This window comes from Janthinobacterium leeuwenhoeki (assembly GCF_051380795.1).
Taxonomy (GTDB): Bacteria; Pseudomonadota; Gammaproteobacteria; order Burkholderiales; family Burkholderiaceae_D; genus Janthinobacterium.
The window spans coordinates 1-20,663 of record NZ_JBNYXT010000015.1 but is presented as its reverse complement, the minus strand read 5'-3'; the positions used below and the strand labels follow the sequence as shown (position 1 = coordinate 20,663).

Here is a 20,663-nt window from a genome sequence, read left to right as displayed (position 1 = left end):
ACGCTACGGCGGCGGCGCATACGTCCAGTCCAGGCTGCCCGTGCTGTCGGCAAACACGCTCTGCGTGGGCGGCGTGGCGCTGCGCAGCAAGGCCTTGATTTCTTTTGGCGGCCGGTCGTAGACCTTGGCCGGCCCGGGCGGCACGACCATGGCGCGGACGGCCGTTTCGCCATCGACCAGGCCCAGGGTACAGCGCGACTGGCCGGCCGTTGCCTGGCGCTCCTGGCGCAGCTGCACCACCAGCGCCAGCATTTGCGCCTGCAGGATTTCCGACTGTTTTACCTCCACGCGCAGCCGCGCCACCTCCTTCAGCACGGGGGCGATGCGCGCAGCCAGCTTGTCGTACTGTAGCTGTTGTGCAAGCTGCAGCTGCAATTCGCCGCGCCGCAGCTGGCCCGCCAGGGTCAGGTAATTGCGCACTTCCGGTAATTGCGCGATGGCGTCGATTTCCTGCTGGCGCTTGTGCTGCAACTGCTGGTAATGCGCGGCCTTGGCCTGGTTGTCCGCGATCTTTTGTTCCAGGGCACTCAGATCGGGCACCAGCGGGAACAGCAGCATCTCCACCTGCCTGCGGGGACCGGCGCTGCCGATGCGGATGGTGCGCGCCGCCACGGCGCAGCCTTCGGCCAGTTCGATGACGACCTCATCGGCGATGATTTCGCAATTGCTGGCGCTGTCGATGACCACCCGCGTGCCGGCGATGACGCAGCTTTCCGCGCGCTTCACATGCACTTCACCGCTCAGCGCCTGCAGCACGGAACCGGAAGCGACGCCCTCGACGCGCACGTCGCCATGCTCGTTGAAGGCCGTGCCGCCCACCAGGTTGCGCTGCAACCATATCAAGCCGCCATGCGAGTGCAAATGGCCATACACGTCGCCATGGATGGTGATGTCGCTGCCGTCGAGCTGGCGCTGCTCCTGCACTTCGCCATACTCTTCGTACGCGGCGCGCAGCTTCAGATTGCCCGTCGTGCGGCTGCTGACGCCTTCACGGCTGACGATCTTGTTGTCGATCGACATCTTGCCGTGCTCATCGACACTCACATACCCATCCTGGGTAGCGACGAGGAAATCGCCATCGCTGAAATGCTCGACCGCCGTGCCTGGCCCCGCCACCGTGGCCAGATCCAGTGCCAGCGGCGCGGGCGGCGGCAGCGCCTTGCCGGCAAGGTCGTAACCAGGCAAGCCGGGCGTACCAGGCAGCAGGCGTAGCAGGCGCGCGTGTTTTTTCACTTGCGGAAAGCGGTTCTTGAAGCTGAGCAAATCCAGGCGGCCATCGGAGCGTTCGCGCGGCGCATCGTCGCGGTGCATGCCTTGCGACACTTCGACCAGCTGGGCGTCGCGCCCCGGCTGTGGCGGCAGCGCGCGCGCCACCGTAATGCGCTCAGCCTTGCCGCTGACGAGCATGGCGCGCACGGCCGCGCTATCGATGCCGTAGTGCACGCCCTTGCACCACAGGTCGGCCACCAGTTCGTCAAACTCGCGGCGCGCCGGCACCTGGCCGTCCGCGTCTGCGGGCAAGGCTTCAAAGTAAAACTCGGCGCTATCGCCGCGGATCTTGACCTGCTTATACAGCGCGCGGCGCGGCGGCGGGAATGGTGCCACGCGCACGCCGATGCGCAGCAAGGCGTCGCCCTTGGGCGCGGCGCCGGGAGTGGGGGCATGGAACAGGGTCAGCAGGAACAAAGCGTAATCGAGGCCGGCCAGCAACTGGCCCGACTGGAACAACTGGTCGACGGCGGCGCGCAGCTGCGCCGGCGCCAGCGACAGGTCAAGGAACACGCCCTCGTCGCGTTGGAGCAGGCCGTGCGGCAAGCCGCCTGCGGGGACCGCTTCAGGAACGGGTGTGTCGTCGTCGCTCACCACTTGCCTCCCCAAAAACTGAGAATTGCCTCATTGCGTTAGAACAATATCACGCGGCGGCGCCGTGTGCCTGACTGAGCAACAATGTTGGCGGCCAAATGCAAACAGGGCCATGTCTTGCGAGATGGCCCTGTCGGATGGGTGCGCTGTGTCTAGCGGCGCGGCGGGTTGGAATAGATATCCTGGCCCACTTCATTGATCTGGCGGCGCAGGTCGCGGCGCTCGTCGGGCGTCATGCGGCCCGTGCGGCGCGAAGCCTCGGCGCCTTCGTTGGCGCGGCGCTGCTCTTCGGCGCGCGTCTCGAAACTGCGTGCGTCACGCTGTTCGCGCAGTCGCGTATCATTGCTGTTAGTGCGCTGTACCTGTTCATACCGCTGGGCCTGCATTTGCTGCTGGTCGTCACGGCGTGGCGGCGGCTGGTTTTGCGCTGACGCCAGGCTGGCGGCAAACACGGAGCAAACGGCAAATGCGGACAGCACAGTCGTACGTGCGGCAATAGCTGCGCTGGGAGCGGCGTGAATTTTTTTAGTCAAGATATTCATTGGGTTCCTCTTCCGCGATGCCGTATAAACTTAAAGCTGATTTCCACTGTGGCCCCAGTGTATGATGCTTTACACGGTGCAGTAAGAGTAAATGGGTAAAGTTTGTAACACTTTGTAATGGGTCGCCACAGCCCCTTGCCGACGCCGCGCGAGGCGTTACTATAGCAACTAATATAAGATAACACGACACCCTAAATGACCACAACCTCCACTTCCGGCAGCAATACAACAACGCAATCGATCCACGGCCACCAGGCAAAAATCATGGTGGTCGATGACGATGTGCGCCTGCGCGACCTGCTGCGGCGCTACCTGACCGAACAGGGCTTCAATGTCTTCACGGCAGAGAGCGCGACGGCCATGAACAAGCTATGGCTGCGCGAACGCTACGACCTGCTGGTGCTCGACCTGATGCTGCCGGGCGAAGATGGCCTGTCGATCTGCCGCCGCCTGCGCGGCGCGGGCGACCAGACGCCGATCATCATGCTGACGGCCAAGGGCGAGGACGTGGACCGCATCGTGGGCCTGGAAATGGGTGCCGACGATTACCTGCCGAAACCGTTCAATCCGCGCGAACTGGTGGCCCGCATCGGCGCCGTGCTGCGCCGCAAGGGTCCCGATGAAATCCCGGGCGCGCCGTCGGAAACGCCGCAAACCTTCGAATTCGGCGACTTCGTGCTGGACCTGGGCACGCGTACCCTGAAAAAGAATGGCGAAACGGTGCCGCTGACGACCGGTGAATTTTCCGTACTGAAAGTGTTTGCCCGCCATGCGCGCCAGCCGCTGTCGCGCGAGAAACTGATGGAACTGGCGCGTGGCCGCGAATACGAAGTATTCGACCGCAGCCTGGACGTGCAAATCTCGCGCCTGCGCAAATTGATCGAACCCGATCCGTCGAGCCCGCTATTCATCCAGACCGTGTGGGGCCTCGGCTACGTCTTCATTCCGGACGGACAGCCGCGCTGATCGCAGGCAAGGCATGATGAAGCTTGTTCCCGATATCAGCCTGGCACGGCTGAAAAGCGGCCTGTTCTGGCGCACCTTTTTGCTGCTCGGCACCTTGACCACGGTCAGCATGATCACCTGGATCGGCATGATTTCCGTCATCCAGCGCGAGCCGCAGGCGCAGCAGATTTCCGCCCAGATCATTTCCGTCGTCACCATCACGCATGCAGCCCTGACGCACTCGGCTCCCGAGCTGCGCCGCGAGCTGCTGTTCGACCTTGTCAGCAATGAAGGCATTCGCATCTTCTCGCTGGAAGAGGACGACCGCATCGAGCCGCCGCCCGACAATTACCTGATGCCCGAGATCGAGGCGCTGGTGAAGGCCAAGCTGGGCAAGGACACGCGCTTTTCCGCGCGCGTCAACGGCGTGGCCGGCTTCTGGGTCAGCTTCAAGATCGACGACGACGAGTACTGGCTGATGCTGGATCGCGAGCGCCTGCGCGGCCTGACGGGCTTTCAGTGGCTGGGCTGGGCCAGCCTGGTGTCCCTGCTGTCCCTGCTGGGTGCGGCCATCATTTCCAGCCTGATCAATCTGCCGCTGTCGCGTTTGACGGCGGCCGCGCGCGACATCGCCAAGGGCAAGCAACCGGCGCCGCTGCCGGAAAAGGGCCCGATCGAAATCATCGAGGCGAACCGCAGCTTCAACCAGATGGTCGATGACTTGAAACAGGTGGAATCGGATCGCGCCGTGATTTTGGCGGGCATTTCGCACGATTTGCGCACGCCGCTGGCGCGCATGCAGCTGGAAGTGGAAATGGCGAACCTGTCGGACGAGGCGCGCGAGGGCATCCAGTCCGATATCGGGCAGATGGACGCCATCATCGGCCAGTTTCTCGACTATGCCAGGCCGACGGAAGCGTCGAGCTTTACGGACGTGGACCTGAGCGGCTTGCTGGGCGACATGACGCGCGAAGCGATGCGCTTGCCGGACCTGAAAATCAACGCCAGCATCGCCGAAGGCGCGCATGCGATGGGCAATCCCACCGACTTGCGCCGCGTGCTGAACAACCTGATCGAGAATGCGCGCCGCTATGGCAAGACGCCGGGCAGCGACGTGACGGAAATCGACATCGCCTGCCAGGTACGCACCAGCCACGGCGTGAAAAAAGTGATTATCGAAGTACAAGACCACGGCACGGGCGTGCCGGCGGAAAAGATCGAGCAACTGATGAAGCCGTTCACCCGCCTCGACACGGCGCGCGGCCAAGCCAATGGTGCCGGGTTGGGCCTGGCCATCGTCGACCGCGTGCTGCTGCGCCACGGCGCCGAATTGCAAGTGCGCAACCGTGAAGGCGGCGGCCTGGCGTTTCAGATCAGCTTGCCAGCGGCGTAGGTCGGATTAGCGAGGCCTTGCCTCGCGTAATCCGACAACATTGTTGGCTATTCCTGTCGGATTACGCGCCAGGCGCTAATCCGACCTACGCTGCCGACGCCGCTTCCTGCGCCAGCAATTTATTCATCAACAATTCCGTCGCCCCATAGCCGTACAGGGAATCACTTTCCATGCCCGGCGTATCGAAGGGGATCGATTCCTCGCGGTTCAGCTTGGCAGGATCGGCGTCCGCATAACTGGCGCGCCAGGCGCGCTGCAGCGATTCATTGCGGCGGATAAAGGCCGGCATGGGCCAGGCATCACGCTCCCAGTGGAGACTGTCGCCCAGCAGGGGCCAGCGCTCGTTGAGCAGGGCCATGTCGCCCGTGCGCAGGCGGCGCACGGCCTGTTCCGGCCGCAAGCCTTCCAGCTCTTCCAGCGCAGGCAGGCTGTCGCGCTTCGGCCCGAACATATACGCCAGCATGATGCGCCCGGCAGGCGCCCGGCGCGCCACCACGCCGACGGCATAGCCGCCGCCCGGCAGGGGCACGGCAAACCAGCTGCCTTCTCGGTATGGTAATGATCTCATATAAAAACCCCAGGAGTACGCCGGACAGCCGCTGCTATCCGACCTTAAATTTAATTAGGGGCACAGTCTACGCGAAGCAAGGGCTATGTGGCGCATGGTACGCCACAGCAACGAACCAATAGTTACAATATTTTCTCGTCATAGTGATACTGGGCAACAATCGGCCCCGCCTTGAACAGCGCCTCCTTCATGGCCACGTCCAGGCGCGCATCGCGGCGGCGCATCCATTCGAGCAGCATGGCCGCTTCCTTGCGGCTGGTGTCGCCCGCATGCGCCAGCACGCGGCGCAGTTCCGGGTCCGTGCACGCCTCGAAACGCTGGCTGTTCAAGTCCAGCGCCTGCAGTGCGGCGATGGTGGCGCCGATGGCGCGGTGCATGTCGAGCGCGGTGGCCGGCAAGCCGGATTCTTCCAGTGGGACGGTGGTCATGCGCATTCCTTTTCGCGTGGTGGTGACATCGGCTGCATTCTCCACCGCGCGGACGAAAAGCTCAAGCGTCCATGACACGTTTCCACCTGTTCGGCCATAATCATGGCTCAGCAACAGCCTAAACCTCAGCGGCAGGAGCCCCATGTTCAATTTCGACTTTTACAATCCGACGCAAATCCTCTTCGGCCAGGGCCAGATCGCCGCCATCACGGCGCTGATTCCGCCCCAGGCCAGAGTGCTCATGACGTATGGCGGCGGCAGCATCAAGCAGAACGGCGTCTATGATGAAGTCAAGGCGGCGCTGGCCGGCCATACCTTGCTGGAATTTTCTGGCATCGAACCCAATCCCAGCTATGAAACCCTGATGCAGGCCGTGGCCATGGTGAAAAGCGAGCGCATCGACTTCCTGCTGGCCGTCGGCGGCGGTTCCGTGGTCGATGGCACCAAGTTCATCGCCGCCGCCGCCCTGCATGAAGGCGTGGCCTGGGACATCCTGGCGAAAGGCGGCAAGATCGTCGAGGCCGCCCTGCCCTTCGGCACGGTCTTGACCTTGCCGGCCACGGGTTCCGAAATGAATGGCTCGGCCGTGATCACGCGCAAGGCCACGCAGGAAAAGCGCTCGTTCATGAGCCGCAAGGTGTATCCGAAATTCTCCGTGCTGGACCCGTCGAAAACGTTCACATTGCCGCTGCGCCAGGTGGGCAATGGCGTCGTCGATGCGTTTGCGCATGTCATGGAACAGTATTTGACCTATCCCGTGAATGCGTCGGTGCAAGACCGCTTCGCCGAAGGCATCCTGCTGACCCTGATCGAGGAAGGCCCGAAAGCCCTGTCGCAGCCGGACGACTACGATGTGCGCGCCAATGTGATGTGGAGCGCCACCCTGGCCTTGAACGGCCTGATCGGCGTGGGCGTGCCGCAGGACTGGTCCACGCACGCCATCGGCCACGAATTGACGGCCCTTTACGAGCTTGACCACGCGCAAACCCTGGCCATCATCCTGCCCAGCATGCTGCGCGTGCGCAAGCAGGCCAAGCGCGCCAAGCTGCTGCAATACGCGGCCCGCGTGTGGGGACTCGACGGCGGCGACGAGGATGGGCGCATCGAGGCCGCCATCGCGCGCACGGAATTGTTCTTCCGCCACATGGGCGTCAAGACGCGTCTGGCCGACTATGGCCTGAACCATGCCAGCGTGGACGCCGTCGTGTCCGCCCTGGAGGCGCACGGCATGACGGCGCTGGGCGAACAGCGCGAAGTGACGCCCGCCGTCAGCCGCAAGGTGCTCGAGCTCAGTTTGTAGATTCGCACCACACTGTTGTAAAACGGTCAGCCAGGTGGGACAGCTGGCCGTGCTTCATGCTAAGCTGTCAGTTCGCTAGGGGTCCTGGAGCAGTCATCCGGGTGAGAGATACCCTTCGTACCTGATCTGGATAATGCCAGCGAAGGAAAGCGCAAAGTACCTCCCTCCTTTGATAGCTCCTGCGTTGGCGCCAGCCGAACAAGCAGCCTGCCGTGCTCTTTCCCTAGAGACGACATGAACCACGAGCAATCTATGTCCACACCGAATTTATCTGTTTCTGTACTGACCCTGGCCATCCTGCACGCGTTTGCCACGCCAGCCTTGGCCGCGCATGGCACCGACGATGCCGCCGCCGATCCGCAGGCCAAGGCCGAGGCGCAAAACATGGCCGAAGTGGTCGTCACGGCCAGCAAGGCGCCGGCCGCCAGGCGCGCCTCCGTGGGCGGTTTTGCCGACGCGCCCCTGCTGCAGACGCCCGCGTCCGTCACCGTCATTGCGCAAAAAGACATGCAGGACTTGCAAATCCGTAATCTGAGCGACGCCGTCAAGCTCGACGCCAGCATCAACGAGTCGTACAACGCCGTCGGCTATGCGGAACAGTTCACCATCCGCGGCTTCAAGCTCGATACGAACTCCAGCTACCGCAAGGATGGCGTGGCCATTCCCGGCGACACGCAAATTCCGCTGGAAAACAAGGAACGCATCGAAGTGCTGAAAGGCCTGGCCGGCTTGCAGGCCGGCGTGGCCGCGCCCGGTGGCGTGATCGACTTCATCGTCAAGCGCCCGACGAACGCGCCATTGCGCACCGTCACCGTGGAAGCGCGCGAACGGGGCACCCTGTACGGCGCCGTCGACCTGGGCGGCCGCCTGGAAGACAAGCGCTTCGGCTACAGAGTCAACGTGGCGGCCGAGCGCCTGCGCTCCTACATCCAGGGCGCGGACGGCAACCGTCGGTTCATTTCCGGCGCCTTCGACTGGCAGATTTCCCCGCAAGCCTTGCTGCAGCTCGATGCCGACTACCAGGACAAGGCGCAAGTGACGGCGCCCGGCTTCCAGTTGCTGAGCAATGGCAAGCTGCCCGCCAACGTCAGCGCCGATGCCATGCTCAACAAGCAGCCGTGGACACATCCCGTGGAAACGGTCACCAGCAACATCGGCCTGCGCTTCCAGTACGCCTTCAATGACGACTGGCACGCCACCTTGTCGGCCAACCAGCACTCGTTCAAGCGCGACGACTACACGGCTTATCCGTATGGCTGCAGCCCGGCAGGCTGGGCGCCCGTCTTCTGCAGCAATGGCGATTTCTCCGTGTGGGACTTCCGCAGCCTGGGCGAGACGAAAAAACCGCTGAGCGCGCAAGCCATGATCCAGGGCAAGTTCGCCACGGGCAGCCTGCGCCATGAATTCACGGCGGGCGTCGCCTACTTCAACCGCAAGGACCGGGCCGGCAAGTACGTCTACGACGAAGTGGGCATCAGCAATATCTACCGTCCCGTCATCGTCGCCCCATCCGACGGTGTCACGGGCCCCGTGCGCCTGGTACGCAACGACAAGGAAAAATCGGCCTTCGTGCAGGATATCGTCAGCCTGGCCCAAAACTGGAAGTTGCATGGCGGCTTGCGCCATATCAATGTCGACGGCTACCAGTATGTGCTGAAGGCCGACACGGAAATCCGCGCCAAGCATGACTTCCTGCTGCCCAACGTGGCGCTGGTCTACACCCCGCAAGACAATATCGCCGTGTACGCGTCGTACTCGCAAGGCATGGAACACGGCGGCACGGCCGACCGCTACGCGGAAAACGCCAATGTGGAACTGACGCCGAGCCGCTCGAAGCAGATCGAAGTGGGCGTGAAGGCGGACCTGACGCCGGACTTCATGGTCGCCGCCACCCTGTTCCAGATCCGCAAAGGGCTGGAATTCAACCAGCCGCTGGTATCGGAACCGGAAAAGTACAACTTCGTGCGCGCGGGCCAGGCCCAGCACCGTGGCCTGGAATTATCGGCCCAGGGCAAGGCATCGTCCAACCTGAGCCTGGGCGCCTCCGTGACGGCCCTGAACAGCCAGCAGTCAGGCACGGGCAATACCGACCTCGACGGCAAGCGCGTACCCAACGTGCCCGCCTTCAAGGCGACCGTGCATGCGGACTACGCCGTGCAACAGGTGGCCGGCTTGAGCGTCAATGGCAGCTGGGAATATGCGGGCAAGAAGGCCTTTGAGTACAGCAACACCACCTTCGTGCCGTCCTACAACGTGTTCAAGCTGGGCGCCGCCTATGCCACGCGCCTGGCCGGCACAGCGGCCGTGCTGCGCGCCAGCGTCAACAACGTAACGGACAAGTTCTACTGGCGCGACGTGACGCCGGAAGCCGGCGGCTACCTGTTCCCGGGCGCCAGCCGTACCTTGAAGGTGTCGGCGCAGTTTGACTTTTAATTAAGTAGAAGAAACGGCAGGCGCCGCAGCAAGCGCCTGTTGCAGCAAGGGCGCCGCCTGGGCCAGGCGCGCGTCCAGGCTGTCGTGCAACACGTGATAGACGATGCCGCGCGCGTCGAGCTCGTCGAGCAGGTAGCGGTAGATCAGCTGGCGCACGGCTTCCGACTCGCGCTGCAAGCCGTCGGCCACCCACGGGCTGTCGGGCGCCGTCACCAGGGTCAGATCGTACTGCGTGGCGTCCGCCAGCGCCGCCAGCGGCGCATCGGCACCATCGAAATAATGGCGGCTGTAGACCACCGTCATCAAGGGTGTCGTGTCGCAAAACAGGAAGTTGCGCGTTTGCGCGGTGGCGGCCGCTTCGCGTTCAACTTGCGTGCGCGCAATACCGTACTGGTCTTTCGCGACGGGCACCCTGCCCTGCATTGCCACGAATTCGCGCAAGTATTCCGGTACCCAGACGCTGCCATAGCGCTCGGCCAAAGCGGCCGCCAGGGTCGACTTGCCCGACGATTCGGCGCCCAGTATCGCCACGCGCACGCAGTTGTCCATCACTTGAGGACCATGGCGTCGGGCGCGGCCGGCGCCGATTTTTTCCACGCCAGCAAGCCGATGATGGCCATCACAACGAAAATTCCATACAGCACGGCCGTCAGGGTCAGGCCTTTGTGCAGGTACAGCCACACATACAACACATCGACAATGATCCAGGCGATCCAGTTTTCCAGCTTTTTGCGCGACAGCAGGAATTGCCCCACCAGGCTGCCTGCGGTGAGGAAACCATCCGCATGGGGTACGTCCGTGTCGGTCGTCGTCAGCAGCCAGGCGATGAGCAGGAAGCCCACCAGCCAGCCAGCGGCGCAGGCCAGCCAGCCGCGTCCATCGAGGCGCGTGACGGGTAAGATCTTGCCGCCGCTGGCCGGATGCAGCCACTGGTACCAGCCCCAGAACGAGACGCTGATGAACAGCAGTTGCAAAGCCATGTCGCCATACAGGCGCGACTCGAAAAAGACGAAACCGTAGGCGGCCGAGGAAATGATGGCGAACAGCCACGCCCAGTGATTCTGGCGGATATTCAGCGCAACGGTTGTCAGTGCCAGGACAAAGGAAATCAGTTCAAGCGGCGTGGTGGCAAAACCCAGCAGGAGAAGCGTATCGTTCATGGGAATCGTGATGAGGCTGGTGGTGCAGTATGCAATACCAGCCATGAATAAGCAAGATTGCCCGCGCCGTCACGCCCTTCCCTGCTCAGGCAAAGCCACCCTTGACGGCGCGTGCCAGCGTACGCCGCACGATCAGCTTGTGAAATGGCCGGATCAGCAGGATGTAAGTACGCCCTATCCAGTTATGGCAATGCACGACGGTGGAAAAGGTGATGCTGCCGAACTGTTCCTGCCCCGCATCGCGGTTGCGCAGCACGGACAAACGGAAGTCCAGGTGGCTGTCGTCCTCGCCCACGATGATTTCATCATCGCTGATGGCAAAGATGCGGAAGATGCCGATGCGTCCATCAGGCATGGCCGCCAGCTGTTTCGCCGTCTTGATACCGAAGGGCGTGACCATCGTGTCGCGCACCGCCAGCAGCCACTGCGCCCAGCGCGGCTGGCTGCACAGCACCACGCGCGCCAGGGCCTGCATATCCATCTGCCGCACACCAGCGCTGGGCAGGCCGACGGCATACGCGTCGGCCAGATTGCTGCCCGCGTACAAGGGGGCGATGCTGGCGCCTGGCGGCAAGGCCACGGCGCGTACCACGTTGCTTATCTCTTGCATGTGCTCTCCATGTGTTCAGTGATAACATGGCCATCATACACGACAATGTGAACAGCGATAACATAGAATGACAACAACGAGTACCTATCACCACGGCAACTTGCGCGACACCCTGATCGCCGCCACCATCGCGCAACTGGCGCAGCAGCACGACGCCACCCTGTCGCTGCGCGAACTGGCGCGCACGGTGGGCGTATCGATCGCCGCCGTGTACCGCCACTTTCCCAGCAAGGAGGCCCTGCTGGCCGAGGTGGCGGCGGCCGGTTTCGCCAGCCTGATCGCCACATGGGAGGCGGAACTGCCGCCAACGGGCAGCCTGCCCGCCGAACAGCGTTTTCAGTTGCTGGGCCAGCAGTACATCGAATTCGCCCTGGCCGCGCCGGCCCACTACCGGCTGATGTTCGAGCACCAGGACGTGCGCCAGTTCCCCGCCTTGCAAGAGGCGGCGCAAGCGTGCTTCCAGTATGTGCTGCAGACGGCCGGCGCAGCCGTGCGCGAAGCGGGCCTCGATGCGCGCTGGGACAAGGCCGCCGCCAGCGCCGGCTGGTCGCTGGGCCACGGCTACGTGATGCTGCTGCTGAGCGGGCGACTGGCCATGGCGGACAGCGGCGACGAGCTGTCGCCAGCGATGGTGCCGCGGTTTTTTCAGTTGCCGGTGGAGGCGCTGCGGCAGGCGCACCAGCCTGCGGGAGAAAAACAATAAAATGAATCAGTGACCGGCAGCACAGGTGCAGATAGCATCTCCTCCCCTCATCCAGAGCAGACGCTACCATCCACAACTGACGATTTATGCACAATATATCGATAGCTGCGCTCTGCATGGCAGGATACGGCGCTGCGCAGCGGCTGGGTGCCGATGCCGACGAATGAGGAAGTCAGGCGCTGGCAGGCCCTGACATAGCATGCGGCCGGGAACGGCGGTGGAAGCTCACGCCAGGAGGCCCTGGCGCACCTGGTCGAGCAGGCGCTCCTCTTCATCGGTATCGGCATCGACTTGCGTGACCACGGTCCAGAATCGCGCGCACGTCTTGATCTGCTCGAAAGCATGGCTCGCTTCAAGGCGCACCATCGTTTTCCTCAGGCTGTGCAGATAGCCCTCTTCGATGGCGCAGAGCAATTCGTCATCGGCAGCGTCGATCAGCGCACTCAACGCAGATTCGATCCTTGCATGGCCGTCCTCCCACAGTTGGCCAATTTCCGGCACATCGACTTCCATGCACTCGTTCGACCAGTCCGGTGGATAATCATTGCGCTGCCTGTTATCGGGATCGGTGTCAAAACTCAAGGAAATGGATGGAAACGATACGGCATTAAAAGCAAAGGCTGAAAATGGTTGATCCTTGAAAGCGGACGCGCCAAGCAGCGCCAGCGAGGCGCTGGCCAGCCTGAACCAGGTTGCTTCAACGTCATAGGCCGTTTCAAACGCGTGCCAATCCGGCGGCAAATCGGGAGTCTGGGGCATGGGGGCCTGTCAAAAAAAATAGCGGTCGATAGTGAAAGAATTATACGTGGCACAGCCAATGCGGCAGACGGTGGCGCGTGAACAGTGCGGGCGATGCCGGGACCGCAAACCAGCGGGTTGCCAGTATGCGGAAAATGGCGCGGCCGGCGCGTCGCTGTGCAAGCCGGTGGGACGCAGCGCATAGTCGGAGGCCAGGAAATATGGTTCTTGTAAGAGTGAGGCGGCGCTTGGCTGCGGGGTGGCTGGCGGCGGACGGACACCCATGGCGGCGTCGAGCAAGCTTTTTCGTTGACCATCCCACGGCGGCAGATCGGCCGGCGGCAATGGCAGGATTTTATCGAGGTTGGGAAAGCGGCGATTGGGGTTGAAGCCGAGGGCACGATTAAGTACGCCGTAACGTTCACCGCGAGCTTTGTCCACATTTGGTGCCAGCATATCGGTAAGATCAAAAGGCGAACCAAATTCAATTGCCAATGCGCTCGCACATTCTGCGCAGCCAAACTTGACTCCCTCATGCAATACATTTAGAGCACGCTGTTTGGTTGTAGGAGTTCGATCGCCAATCTCATCGCCATTCGCAGCTCTTGGTATTGCATACAAATAGTGCAGGTTAAACGCAACAGGCCCGTATCCCTGAGAAAACGCACATGCCATCATTTTTATCGATACAGGAATATTGGCCCAATATCCAGGAATAGCACCGTCTGTTCCTGCTCTTAATTTCTCTCCTAAAAATGCCATCGCTTGAGGATTTCCCATGACAGCAGCCTTTTGCCAGAATGCATAAGCCCGGGTTGTATCGCCTGTCACGCCCGTGCCATTCGCATAATAGGTTCCCATCCGGTCATACGCCGCCGGTATGCCCAGCCGCATCGCCTTTTCCACCAATTGAACCGCCTCTTCCTCACCATATAGAGCATCGCGCCCTTCCACATACAGGCTGGCCAGGTTGAGCATCGCCTTCCAGTGCAACCGCTCTGCCGCTTGACGCGTCAGAGCGACGATTTTTTTGTAGTCGCGGTCTTCCACGAAAATTTCAGGATCTTCCAAGGCGCGTGCTTCGAGAAACCAGTCCTCGGCTTGCGCATCGATGGGCGGCACCTTGCTCGCCTCGATTTCGCAAATAAAATCCGCGACATGCGGATTGAAAAGTGGCAGGCTTTGGTTGCGCGGCCAAACTTTGTCGTCTGGTACTTTGCAGGCAAGCAGGCAGCACAAGAAGACAAGCGACGCGAGGCGTTCTCTCGTGCCAGCCATGCTGGATTGATTGCTATCCATTGCATCCTCCATCGCTGCCGCGCCGTCCTATCCAAGATCAGGAAGGGACATATCCATCAAATGCCACGTCATGTCGCCATCTGGCAAATCGAGCAGCCAGTCGCGGCGCGGTTGCGGGAACGGCGCGCCCTGGGTCAGCCAGGCCTGGCGCCAGTACTGGTTGACGATGGCCTGCAGCGGATGGTCGGCTGCTACCCACGGTTGCCAGACGCCGCTGACCGGACAGGCTTGCCCGCAAGCACAGCTCAACAAAGGCTCGGGCCGCTCCACCTCGCGCAGCAAGCCGTGCGCCGCGCGCGGTTCCACTGCCCCATGGTTATGCCGTATCGTCAGGCACTGTTCCCATGTCACGGGGCCATAACGGGTCTTACCAGCGGCATCGAGCACGCTGAAATGGCGGAACTCTTCGCCTTTGCGCAGCAGCCGGGCCGGTTCCGTCAAGCCCTGCCCAGCGGCCGGTTGCCAGTATGCGGAAAATGGCGCAGTCGGCGCATCGCTGTGCAAGCCGGAGGGACGCAGCGCATAGTCGGCTGCCAGGAAATACGGTTTTTGTAAAAGCGAGGCGGCGCTTGGCTGCGGGGTGGCTGGCGGCGGGCGGACACCCATGGCGGCGTCGAGCAAGCTCTTTCGTTGACCATCCCACGGCGGCAGATCGGCCGGTGGCAATGGCAGGATTTTATCGAGGTTGGGAAAGCGGCGATTAGGGTTGAAGCCTAGGGCACGATTAAGTACCGCATAACGTTCGCCGCGAGCCTTGTCAATGAACGGCACTAACATATCCGACATATTGAAAGGTTGGCTGAACTCTATTGAGAGATCGCGTGCGCACTGCGCGCAACCCAGGCGGACACCTTCATGTAAAACTTTTAGTGCGCGGTCTTTTGTTTCTGACGTCCGATGATCGCCAATTATTGTGCCATCTGCAGTTCTTGGCGCAGCATATAAATAATATAAATCATATGCCGCTGGACCATAACCTTGGGCAACAGCACATTCCAGCATTTTGGTCGCTACAGGAATGTTGCCCCACATATCAATACCTGGGTGATCCTCTCCAGCAGTCAATTTTTCGCCGAGAAACCCCATTGCCTGTGGATTTCCCATCTGCGCCGCCTTTTGCCAGAAGGCATAAGCACGCGTGATGTCGCCATTAACGCCTGTGCTGTTCGCATAATACGTCCCCATCCGGTCATATGCCGCCGGTATGCCCAGCCGCATCGCCTTTTCCACCAGTTGCACCGCTTCTTCCTCACCATATAAAGGATCGCGCCCTTCCACATACAGGCTGGCCAGATTGAGTATCGCCTTCCAGTGCAACCGCTCTGCCGCCTGACGCGTCAGAGCGACGATTTTTTTGTAATCGCGGTCTTCCACGGCAATTTCAGGATCTTCCAAGGCGCGCGCTTCGAGGAACCAATCCTCGGCTTGCACATCAATGGGCGGCACCTTGTTCGCCTCAGTTTCGCAAATGAAATCAGGAGCATGCGGATTGAAGAGCGGCAGGCTTTGGTTGCGTGGCAGGACTTTGTCGTTAGGCATTTTGCAAGCAATCAAAGGAACAAAGAGAAGAACTGCCAACGCAAAAAATGGCAGGCGAAAAGATACGGTATTTTTCTTACGCATGATCAACCCAGACGTATGGTGGAGCTGCGTTTGTCTTCCAATGGCAGCAAAAAACCAGTCATTTTCTTGAAAATTGCAGTTTCGGATTTGTTGAATTTTTTCTTGCGGTTTTCCTTCATAAGTTTTGTCCAATTTTCAAACGCCGACCCAATCTCCCCCTTCGTCCCGCCCCCGCCATCGACCAATCCCCCGCTATGCATGCGCCACACCCGCTTGCGCAAATCGCTGGCCACGCGACGGTCGATAGTGGCGATATTGATTTCGCTGTCGACGGCCATGCTGCGCTGGTTCAGGTTGGCGCTGCCGAGCGTCATGAACACGTCGTCGACCAGCATCAATTTGGAATGGATGTAGATTTCACGGTAGCGCCAGCGGTCCTTGTCAAACGCGCTGACATTGAGCATGGCCACCGATACTTTCAGCCCGAATTCGCTTTCGAGCGTCATCACGCCGGGTTTGTTGATGCTGTTGGAATGCTGCACCACGTCGGGCAACTTGACTTCCGCCTCGGTGGAAATGCCGAATCCTGCCCTGACACGCCGGGTTTTGGGTCGCTTGTTATAGTCGTCGATCATGGTATTTTGCCCCGTCATGCCAGCGTGCTGCCCCAGTGTCGCCAGCGTATCGTGGGTGCGCGGCACCATCTGCGCGCGCTCCGGTACCGGGATGACGATGAATACGTGCATGACCGGCATATCTTCAAGACTCTTGCCTGCCTTGACACTGCCGGCCTTCCAGGCGGCGACCACCTTCTTGCGCTCGGCCAGCAAGTGCCGGGCCCATTCTTCATACTGGAAATACTGGTTTTCCACATACAGGTAGCCGGCCGCCAGGCTGGCCTGGGTCACCGCGCGAAAATAGGTTTCCTTGATGGTCTTGTCTTGCTCCTCGGGCTGCGTCAGGACGATCTGCACGGTGGAGTCGTCCGGCCCGGCCTCGCGCAACAGCTGGGCCGGCGGGTTTTTACATGACGAATACCAACTCACGCATTCCCCGGCGGCCTGATGCGTGCGGTCGTCGACCGCACGATCCCATGCCTTTACGAAGTTGTTATAGAGCGCGATGAGCGCCTTGCCGCCGTCGATGCGGCAGGCATAATCCTGATAGGGCTTGAGCGTGGCAAAGCCGCCGTCCGCCGCCATTCCCTGCAAACACTCGCGCCGCTCGTTGACACCGCCCTGTTCGCGGCGCGTATCGTCGAGCAGATGGGCGGTCGTGTCCCAATAATCGGTCACCGAGTTCAGGCCCATTACATAGCCGACGGCCTTGGATCCCTTTTCGTGGGAGAAATCGATCAAGACCGGCTTCTGGTGGTGCGTGCCCAGGTATTGCATGCCGGGCTTTTCGATCTCCACTTTCGTCAAGCCGTGCGGCTGGTTGATTTCGGTCGCGATGCTCTTGCTGATCGCGGCGCTGTCGCCGTGCCGCAAGCGAACCTCCAGGCCCTCCAACAAGCCATGGAACGCGGCCGCATACCAGCTGTGGCAATATTCTTCACGCGCCAGCATAGGGATATCCTCGGGCCGGACGATATCGCCCCTGAAAGCACTGCTTAAAACAAGTTTTTTCCTGACTGCCTCCTGCAACATCGCCAGGCTGGCTTTTGCACTGATGTCGTCGGCGCGCTGTCCACCGGTTTTCCATGGCGAGGTGCCGTGCGAATAGCCCGGCATGGTGCGCGCTATCGGCGAGCCGATCCGGTCATACCAGATCAGCAGGCGCACCCTGACGTAACGCCGCGTGGCGGCGATCAGCAAGTCGCCAAACGTTTCGCCCCGCGGCCAGGTGGCGCTGTTGCCGCGCACCAGTTCCATGCCCGGGTCGAAACCCCAGCAGCACAGGTCAATGGACTTTTTAGCCTTGGCGATCTCGCCGGCGATGTCGGCGAATCCCTCCTGTCCGCAAATGAATAGCGTCAGCTTGTTGTTGTGCGTGATCGGGTGGCTGGCCTTGCCTTTCAGGTTACGATTTTCCAGCAGCCACTGGAGCGAACTCGTCGCAGTGCGTCCGACTTCGTCGATATGGGTGGTTTCGATGCGGCCGCTCGATTCGGGCATGGCGCTCTCCTGTCAGTGTCGTGAATCATTGAACAGCGCGGCCGTCGGCGGTGTCGTCGAACGCGCGCAAACCGCGGTTCGACAGCTTGTGTTCGCCGTCCGGCGCCGCGTTCGGGTCGAAGCGTGCGCTCGCCTGCAATGAAAACTCTTCGCCATTGCCAAGGACGACACGGTAGCGCGGCGTGCCGTCCTGATGCGCGATCAGGATGCGGCCGAATTCGTCGGTCAGACCTTGCTCGACTTCGGCTTCCCCGTTGTACAGCGTGTAAGGCACATTGGCGTACTGGCCACCATCCGCATGGGCCTGTATCGTATGCTGCAACTGCCCCGCTAGCGGCGCGATGGGCGGTTCCAGCTCCGGTTGCGGCCGGTTCTTGGGCGCCAGTGTTTCCAGGTTTCCATGGAACAGCGTCGGCGACGCGGTAAAAAACTGTACCTTGTCGCTAATTTCAAGCATGCAATCGGCGCCATGCAGGCGCACGCCTTTGCGGCCGCGAATATTCACCCAGTCGGCCTGGCTGATCAATTCCAGCACCTTGTTGGCAACGATTTCGACCGCATCGGTTTGCGCCGCGATCTGCACCGGGCCAGCTGCGGCGATCAGTTTCATGCCAGCCTTGTGGACAAACAGGCGCAGCGCTGCGCCGATGCTGGCGAACAGGCCGCCGCCGGCCGCCAGCGACAGGTCGCACCCGGTCGTCAGCGCGGTGTGCTCGGCGCTGGCGATGTGCGTCGATTGCGCGCTCGTCGTTTCGATTCCGGCCGGACTGGCCAGCACCAGATGCGGCTTTGATAATTCGGGAAAGGCGTTTTCGCCATTGCCGGCACCACCCTTGATCCCGGCATGCTGGGCTTTCAGCACATCGGCGGCGGCGCCCTGCTGGGCGGCACTTTCTTGCGCGCCGTAATGCTGCGACAGGGAGGCAAGCGCCTTGTGCCGCTCAGCAGCCTCGGCCAACCGGCGCAAGGTTTCATCCATGCTCTTGATATGCGAGGCGGCGCCAGGGCGCGCTTCGGTGGTCAGCAACATGCCGCGGGCGGCGCGCGCCACGCCCCAGGCGTCTGACGCCAGTTCCCAGCCCTCGCCACGCGCATCCTTGCGCCCGCTGGCGTCTTCGATGCGGCTGATACAGCCGAGCGACAATTGGCTGTGTTGATGATCGCTTTTCAGCTGCGCCTGGATGTGCTGGTGCGTATCGTCGAGCACCAACTGGTTGCCGCGCACGCCGTAGCCGCCGCCAGGCATCAGCTCGGCGCTGCGCCAGCCGCCCAGCATGCGTTGGCCCGGCAAATTCCACGGCGGCGCATGGTTGCCGTTGTACACCGCGCCAACAATGACGGGACGGTCGATATTGCCGTCGAGAAACTGGATCAGCACTTCCTGGCCAATGCGCGGCAACGCGATCTGGCCGAAGGCCTGGCCCGCCCATGGCGTCATGACCCTGATCCATGGCGAACTGCCCGCGTCGAATTTGCCCAGCCGGTCCCAGTGGAATTGCACCTTCACCCGGCCCAGCGCGTCGGTATGGATGGTTTCGCCTGCCGGCCCGGTGACAATCGCGGTCTGCACGCCGGGCAAGGCACAAGGCGTGCTGTTGAAGTGCCGCCCCGGATACCAGCGGATGCTCTTGCGTATGCAACTAAAACGGTTTTCATAATGCGACTTTGCGCCCGTCCCTGCCTGGTAATTGTTGCTGGCGACATGATCGACCGACAGGATCAGGTATTCACGCGCGCGGATGTCCGGGCGCGCCGCTTCACCTCTGGCCGGCATGGATTGCTCGCCGCTGAAGTGGCCGCCCAGCGTGAAACTACGCCCGGCCTGGGCGCAGCGGTGATTACCGCCCGCTTCGAAAGTTTGCGCCTGGCAGTTATGCTCCTCCAGGCGGCGTTGCGCCAGCGCTTCGCCGTCACCCATGCCGGCATAGCCATAGCCGGTGTTTTGATACAGTTCATGGGCAAACACGTCGCCCTGCTGGTGCAGCGCATAGCCACTGGCGCGACTGGCAAACGGATACTTGTAGTTGAAGCTGGCCAGCGTGAGCGAGCCTGAAGCGATCTTCCGTATTGCCTGCCAATCGCGTATGCCGTCGCACTCCAGCGAGCCCGCGTCGCTGCGAAACACCATCTCGTCGGCGTCGCTGGCATCGCGGTTGCCTGGGTCGATGCTGTCGCTCAGCCAGGTATTGTCGCCCAAACAGAGGGTATGACCGTCGGCGCGATGCTCATACCAGTAATGGAGTCCCTGGTCTTCCCAGCGCCGGTGCAGATGGTTGTAATCGGTTTCATTATGCTGGTTGGCGCAGCTTAATATCGCCTGTTCCTCATGCAGCCGGTTTTGCCAGTCGCGCTGCACATAATGATCGAAGGTCGTTTCGCTGATGTCGATAACCGTGCGCTCGTGGAACGAGACGTTGTCCATGCGCAGCCTGGAAAACGCCAGCCAGGGTTGCAGCACCATCTGGTAGAACGCGAAACCGCCATCGCTGCCCAACAAGCGAAATTGGCCGACATAACCATTAAAATGGCGCAAGCTGCCGTCATCGCGCACCATCGAAATCGTGACCATGCGTCCCATCATCGCTGTCAGGGGAACGTGGAGATTGTCGGACAGCAGTTCGACGTCGAAGCGAAAGTCGCGTGACATTTCCTCGTGTGCCCGCAAACTGTTGACCAGCAGCGCGGTATCGGGCGGACCGTCCTCGCGCGGAAAATCCATGCGCAGCAAGCGGCTGTCCTGGACGCGCCAGTTCGCTCCGAAAAGCCGCGCCAGATCGGCTGCCAGCTTGCCATCATCCATATTGCCTCCTGCGGATAGTTCCCCTGGCCCATGCTAACCATGATGAACGCTGGCATATTGATGGAACGCAAACCAGTTGGCCATAATCGAGTAGGGGGCTGAGTTACCTCAGCCGCCCTCTCACACCACCGTACGTGCGGTTCCGCATACGGCGGTTCATTTCACAAGCTGGAAGCGCTGCTGGGTGTCCAGCAGCGAAAC

The 20,663-nt window shown here is 61.5% G+C and carries 17 protein-coding genes and 1 riboswitch; of the genes, 5 read left to right on the top strand and 12 right to left on the bottom strand.

Translation table 11 applies throughout. The features are described from left to right. Positions 1-3: 3 nt before the first annotated feature. On the bottom strand, positions 4-1,863 hold the full coding sequence (locus ACQ4WS_RS13685; RefSeq protein ID WP_436477052.1) for a flagellar assembly protein A: 1,860 nt from the start codon (positions 1,861-1,863) through the stop codon (positions 4-6). 152 nt (positions 1,864-2,015) lie between these two features. Continuing rightward, positions 2,016-2,405, bottom strand: coding sequence for a hypothetical protein (locus ACQ4WS_RS13680; protein ID WP_436477050.1), 390 nt, complete (start codon positions 2,403-2,405; stop codon positions 2,016-2,018). Positions 2,406-2,669: 264 nt separating this feature from the next. Here ACQ4WS_RS13680 and ompR point away from each other — a divergent pair, with 264 nt between their 5' ends. Further along, positions 2,670-3,371 carry an osmolarity response regulator transcription factor OmpR gene (gene ompR, locus ACQ4WS_RS13675; RefSeq protein ID WP_223278807.1) on the top strand — a complete coding sequence of 234 codons (702 nt, stop codon included), beginning with the start codon at positions 2,670-2,672 and terminating at the stop codon, positions 3,369-3,371. Between the two features lie 13 nt (positions 3,372-3,384). Further along, positions 3,385-4,743, top strand: coding sequence for a sensor histidine kinase family protein (locus ACQ4WS_RS13670; RefSeq protein WP_436477048.1), 1,359 nt, complete (start codon positions 3,385-3,387; stop codon positions 4,741-4,743). 85 nt (positions 4,744-4,828) lie between these two features. Here the strand turns inward: ACQ4WS_RS13670 and ACQ4WS_RS13665 are convergent, their stop codons facing one another. Continuing rightward, positions 4,829-5,311 (bottom strand): Imm26 family immunity protein, encoded by a 483-nt coding sequence (locus ACQ4WS_RS13665; protein WP_436477046.1) that lies wholly within the window; start codon positions 5,309-5,311, stop codon positions 4,829-4,831. A 122-nt stretch (positions 5,312-5,433) separates the two neighbouring features. Further along, positions 5,434-5,739 (bottom strand): ferritin family protein, encoded by a 306-nt coding sequence (locus tag ACQ4WS_RS13660; RefSeq protein WP_436477044.1) that lies wholly within the window; start codon positions 5,737-5,739, stop codon positions 5,434-5,436. 142 nt (positions 5,740-5,881) lie between these two features. Here ACQ4WS_RS13660 and ACQ4WS_RS13655 point away from each other — a divergent pair, with 142 nt between their 5' ends. Both ACQ4WS_RS13655 and ACQ4WS_RS13650 read left to right on the top strand, forming a co-directional pair. Next, positions 5,882-7,039: an iron-containing alcohol dehydrogenase gene (locus tag ACQ4WS_RS13655; RefSeq protein WP_436477042.1), complete on the top strand. Its 1,158-nt coding sequence runs from the start codon at positions 5,882-5,884 to the stop codon at positions 7,037-7,039. Positions 7,040-7,106: 67 nt separating this feature from the next. Further along, positions 7,107-7,204: riboswitch (TPP riboswitch) on the top strand. A gap of 87 nt (positions 7,205-7,291) precedes the next feature. Continuing rightward, complete coding sequence (locus tag ACQ4WS_RS13650; RefSeq protein ID WP_436477041.1) at positions 7,292-9,472, top strand: TonB-dependent siderophore receptor; 2,181 nt, start codon at positions 7,292-7,294, stop codon at positions 9,470-9,472. Here ACQ4WS_RS13650 and ACQ4WS_RS13645 read toward each other — a convergent pair whose 3' ends face one another. From ACQ4WS_RS13645 to ACQ4WS_RS13635, 3 genes are all read right to left on the bottom strand, one after another. Continuing rightward, complete coding sequence (locus ACQ4WS_RS13645) at positions 9,473-10,021, bottom strand: AAA family ATPase (protein WP_436477203.1); 549 nt, start codon at positions 10,019-10,021, stop codon at positions 9,473-9,475. After that, on the bottom strand, positions 10,021-10,632 hold the full coding sequence (gene pnuC / locus ACQ4WS_RS13640; protein WP_436477039.1) for a nicotinamide riboside transporter PnuC: 612 nt from the start codon (positions 10,630-10,632) through the stop codon (positions 10,021-10,023). Before pnuC ends, ACQ4WS_RS13645 begins: the two co-directional genes overlap by 1 nt. Before the next feature lie 85 nt (positions 10,633-10,717). Further along, complete coding sequence (locus ACQ4WS_RS13635) at positions 10,718-11,242, bottom strand: DUF2867 domain-containing protein (RefSeq protein ID WP_436477037.1); 525 nt, start codon at positions 11,240-11,242, stop codon at positions 10,718-10,720. Between the two features lie 67 nt (positions 11,243-11,309). Here ACQ4WS_RS13635 and ACQ4WS_RS13630 point away from each other — a divergent pair, with 67 nt between their 5' ends. Then, positions 11,310-11,945, top strand: a complete 636-nt coding sequence (locus ACQ4WS_RS13630; protein ID WP_436477035.1) for a TetR/AcrR family transcriptional regulator — start codon at positions 11,310-11,312, stop codon at positions 11,943-11,945. A 225-nt stretch (positions 11,946-12,170) separates the two neighbouring features. Here ACQ4WS_RS13630 and ACQ4WS_RS13625 read toward each other — a convergent pair whose 3' ends face one another. The 5 genes from ACQ4WS_RS13625 to ACQ4WS_RS13605 are packed head-to-tail and all read right to left on the bottom strand — an operon-like array spanning position 12,171 to position 20,462. Continuing rightward, positions 12,171-12,704: a hypothetical protein gene (locus tag ACQ4WS_RS13625; protein ID WP_436477033.1), complete on the bottom strand. Its 534-nt coding sequence runs from the start codon at positions 12,702-12,704 to the stop codon at positions 12,171-12,173. Between the two features lie 9 nt (positions 12,705-12,713). Further along, entirely contained in the window at positions 12,714-13,982 is a 1,269-nt protein-coding gene (locus ACQ4WS_RS13620; RefSeq protein ID WP_436477032.1) for a tetratricopeptide repeat protein, read from the bottom strand. Positions 13,983-14,009: 27 nt separating this feature from the next. Beyond that, positions 14,010-15,692, bottom strand: a complete 1,683-nt coding sequence (locus ACQ4WS_RS13615; protein ID WP_436477202.1) for a tetratricopeptide repeat protein — start codon at positions 15,690-15,692, stop codon at positions 14,010-14,012. Further along, complete coding sequence (locus ACQ4WS_RS13610; protein ID WP_436477030.1) at positions 15,608-17,662, bottom strand: phospholipase D-like domain-containing protein; 2,055 nt, start codon at positions 17,660-17,662, stop codon at positions 15,608-15,610. Before ACQ4WS_RS13610 ends, ACQ4WS_RS13615 begins: the two co-directional genes overlap by 85 nt. Positions 17,663-17,687: 25 nt before the next feature. Beyond that, on the bottom strand, positions 17,688-20,462 hold the full coding sequence (locus ACQ4WS_RS13605) for a type VI secretion system Vgr family protein (protein ID WP_436477028.1): 2,775 nt from the start codon (positions 20,460-20,462) through the stop codon (positions 17,688-17,690). Between the last annotated feature and the right edge of the window lie 201 nt (positions 20,463-20,663).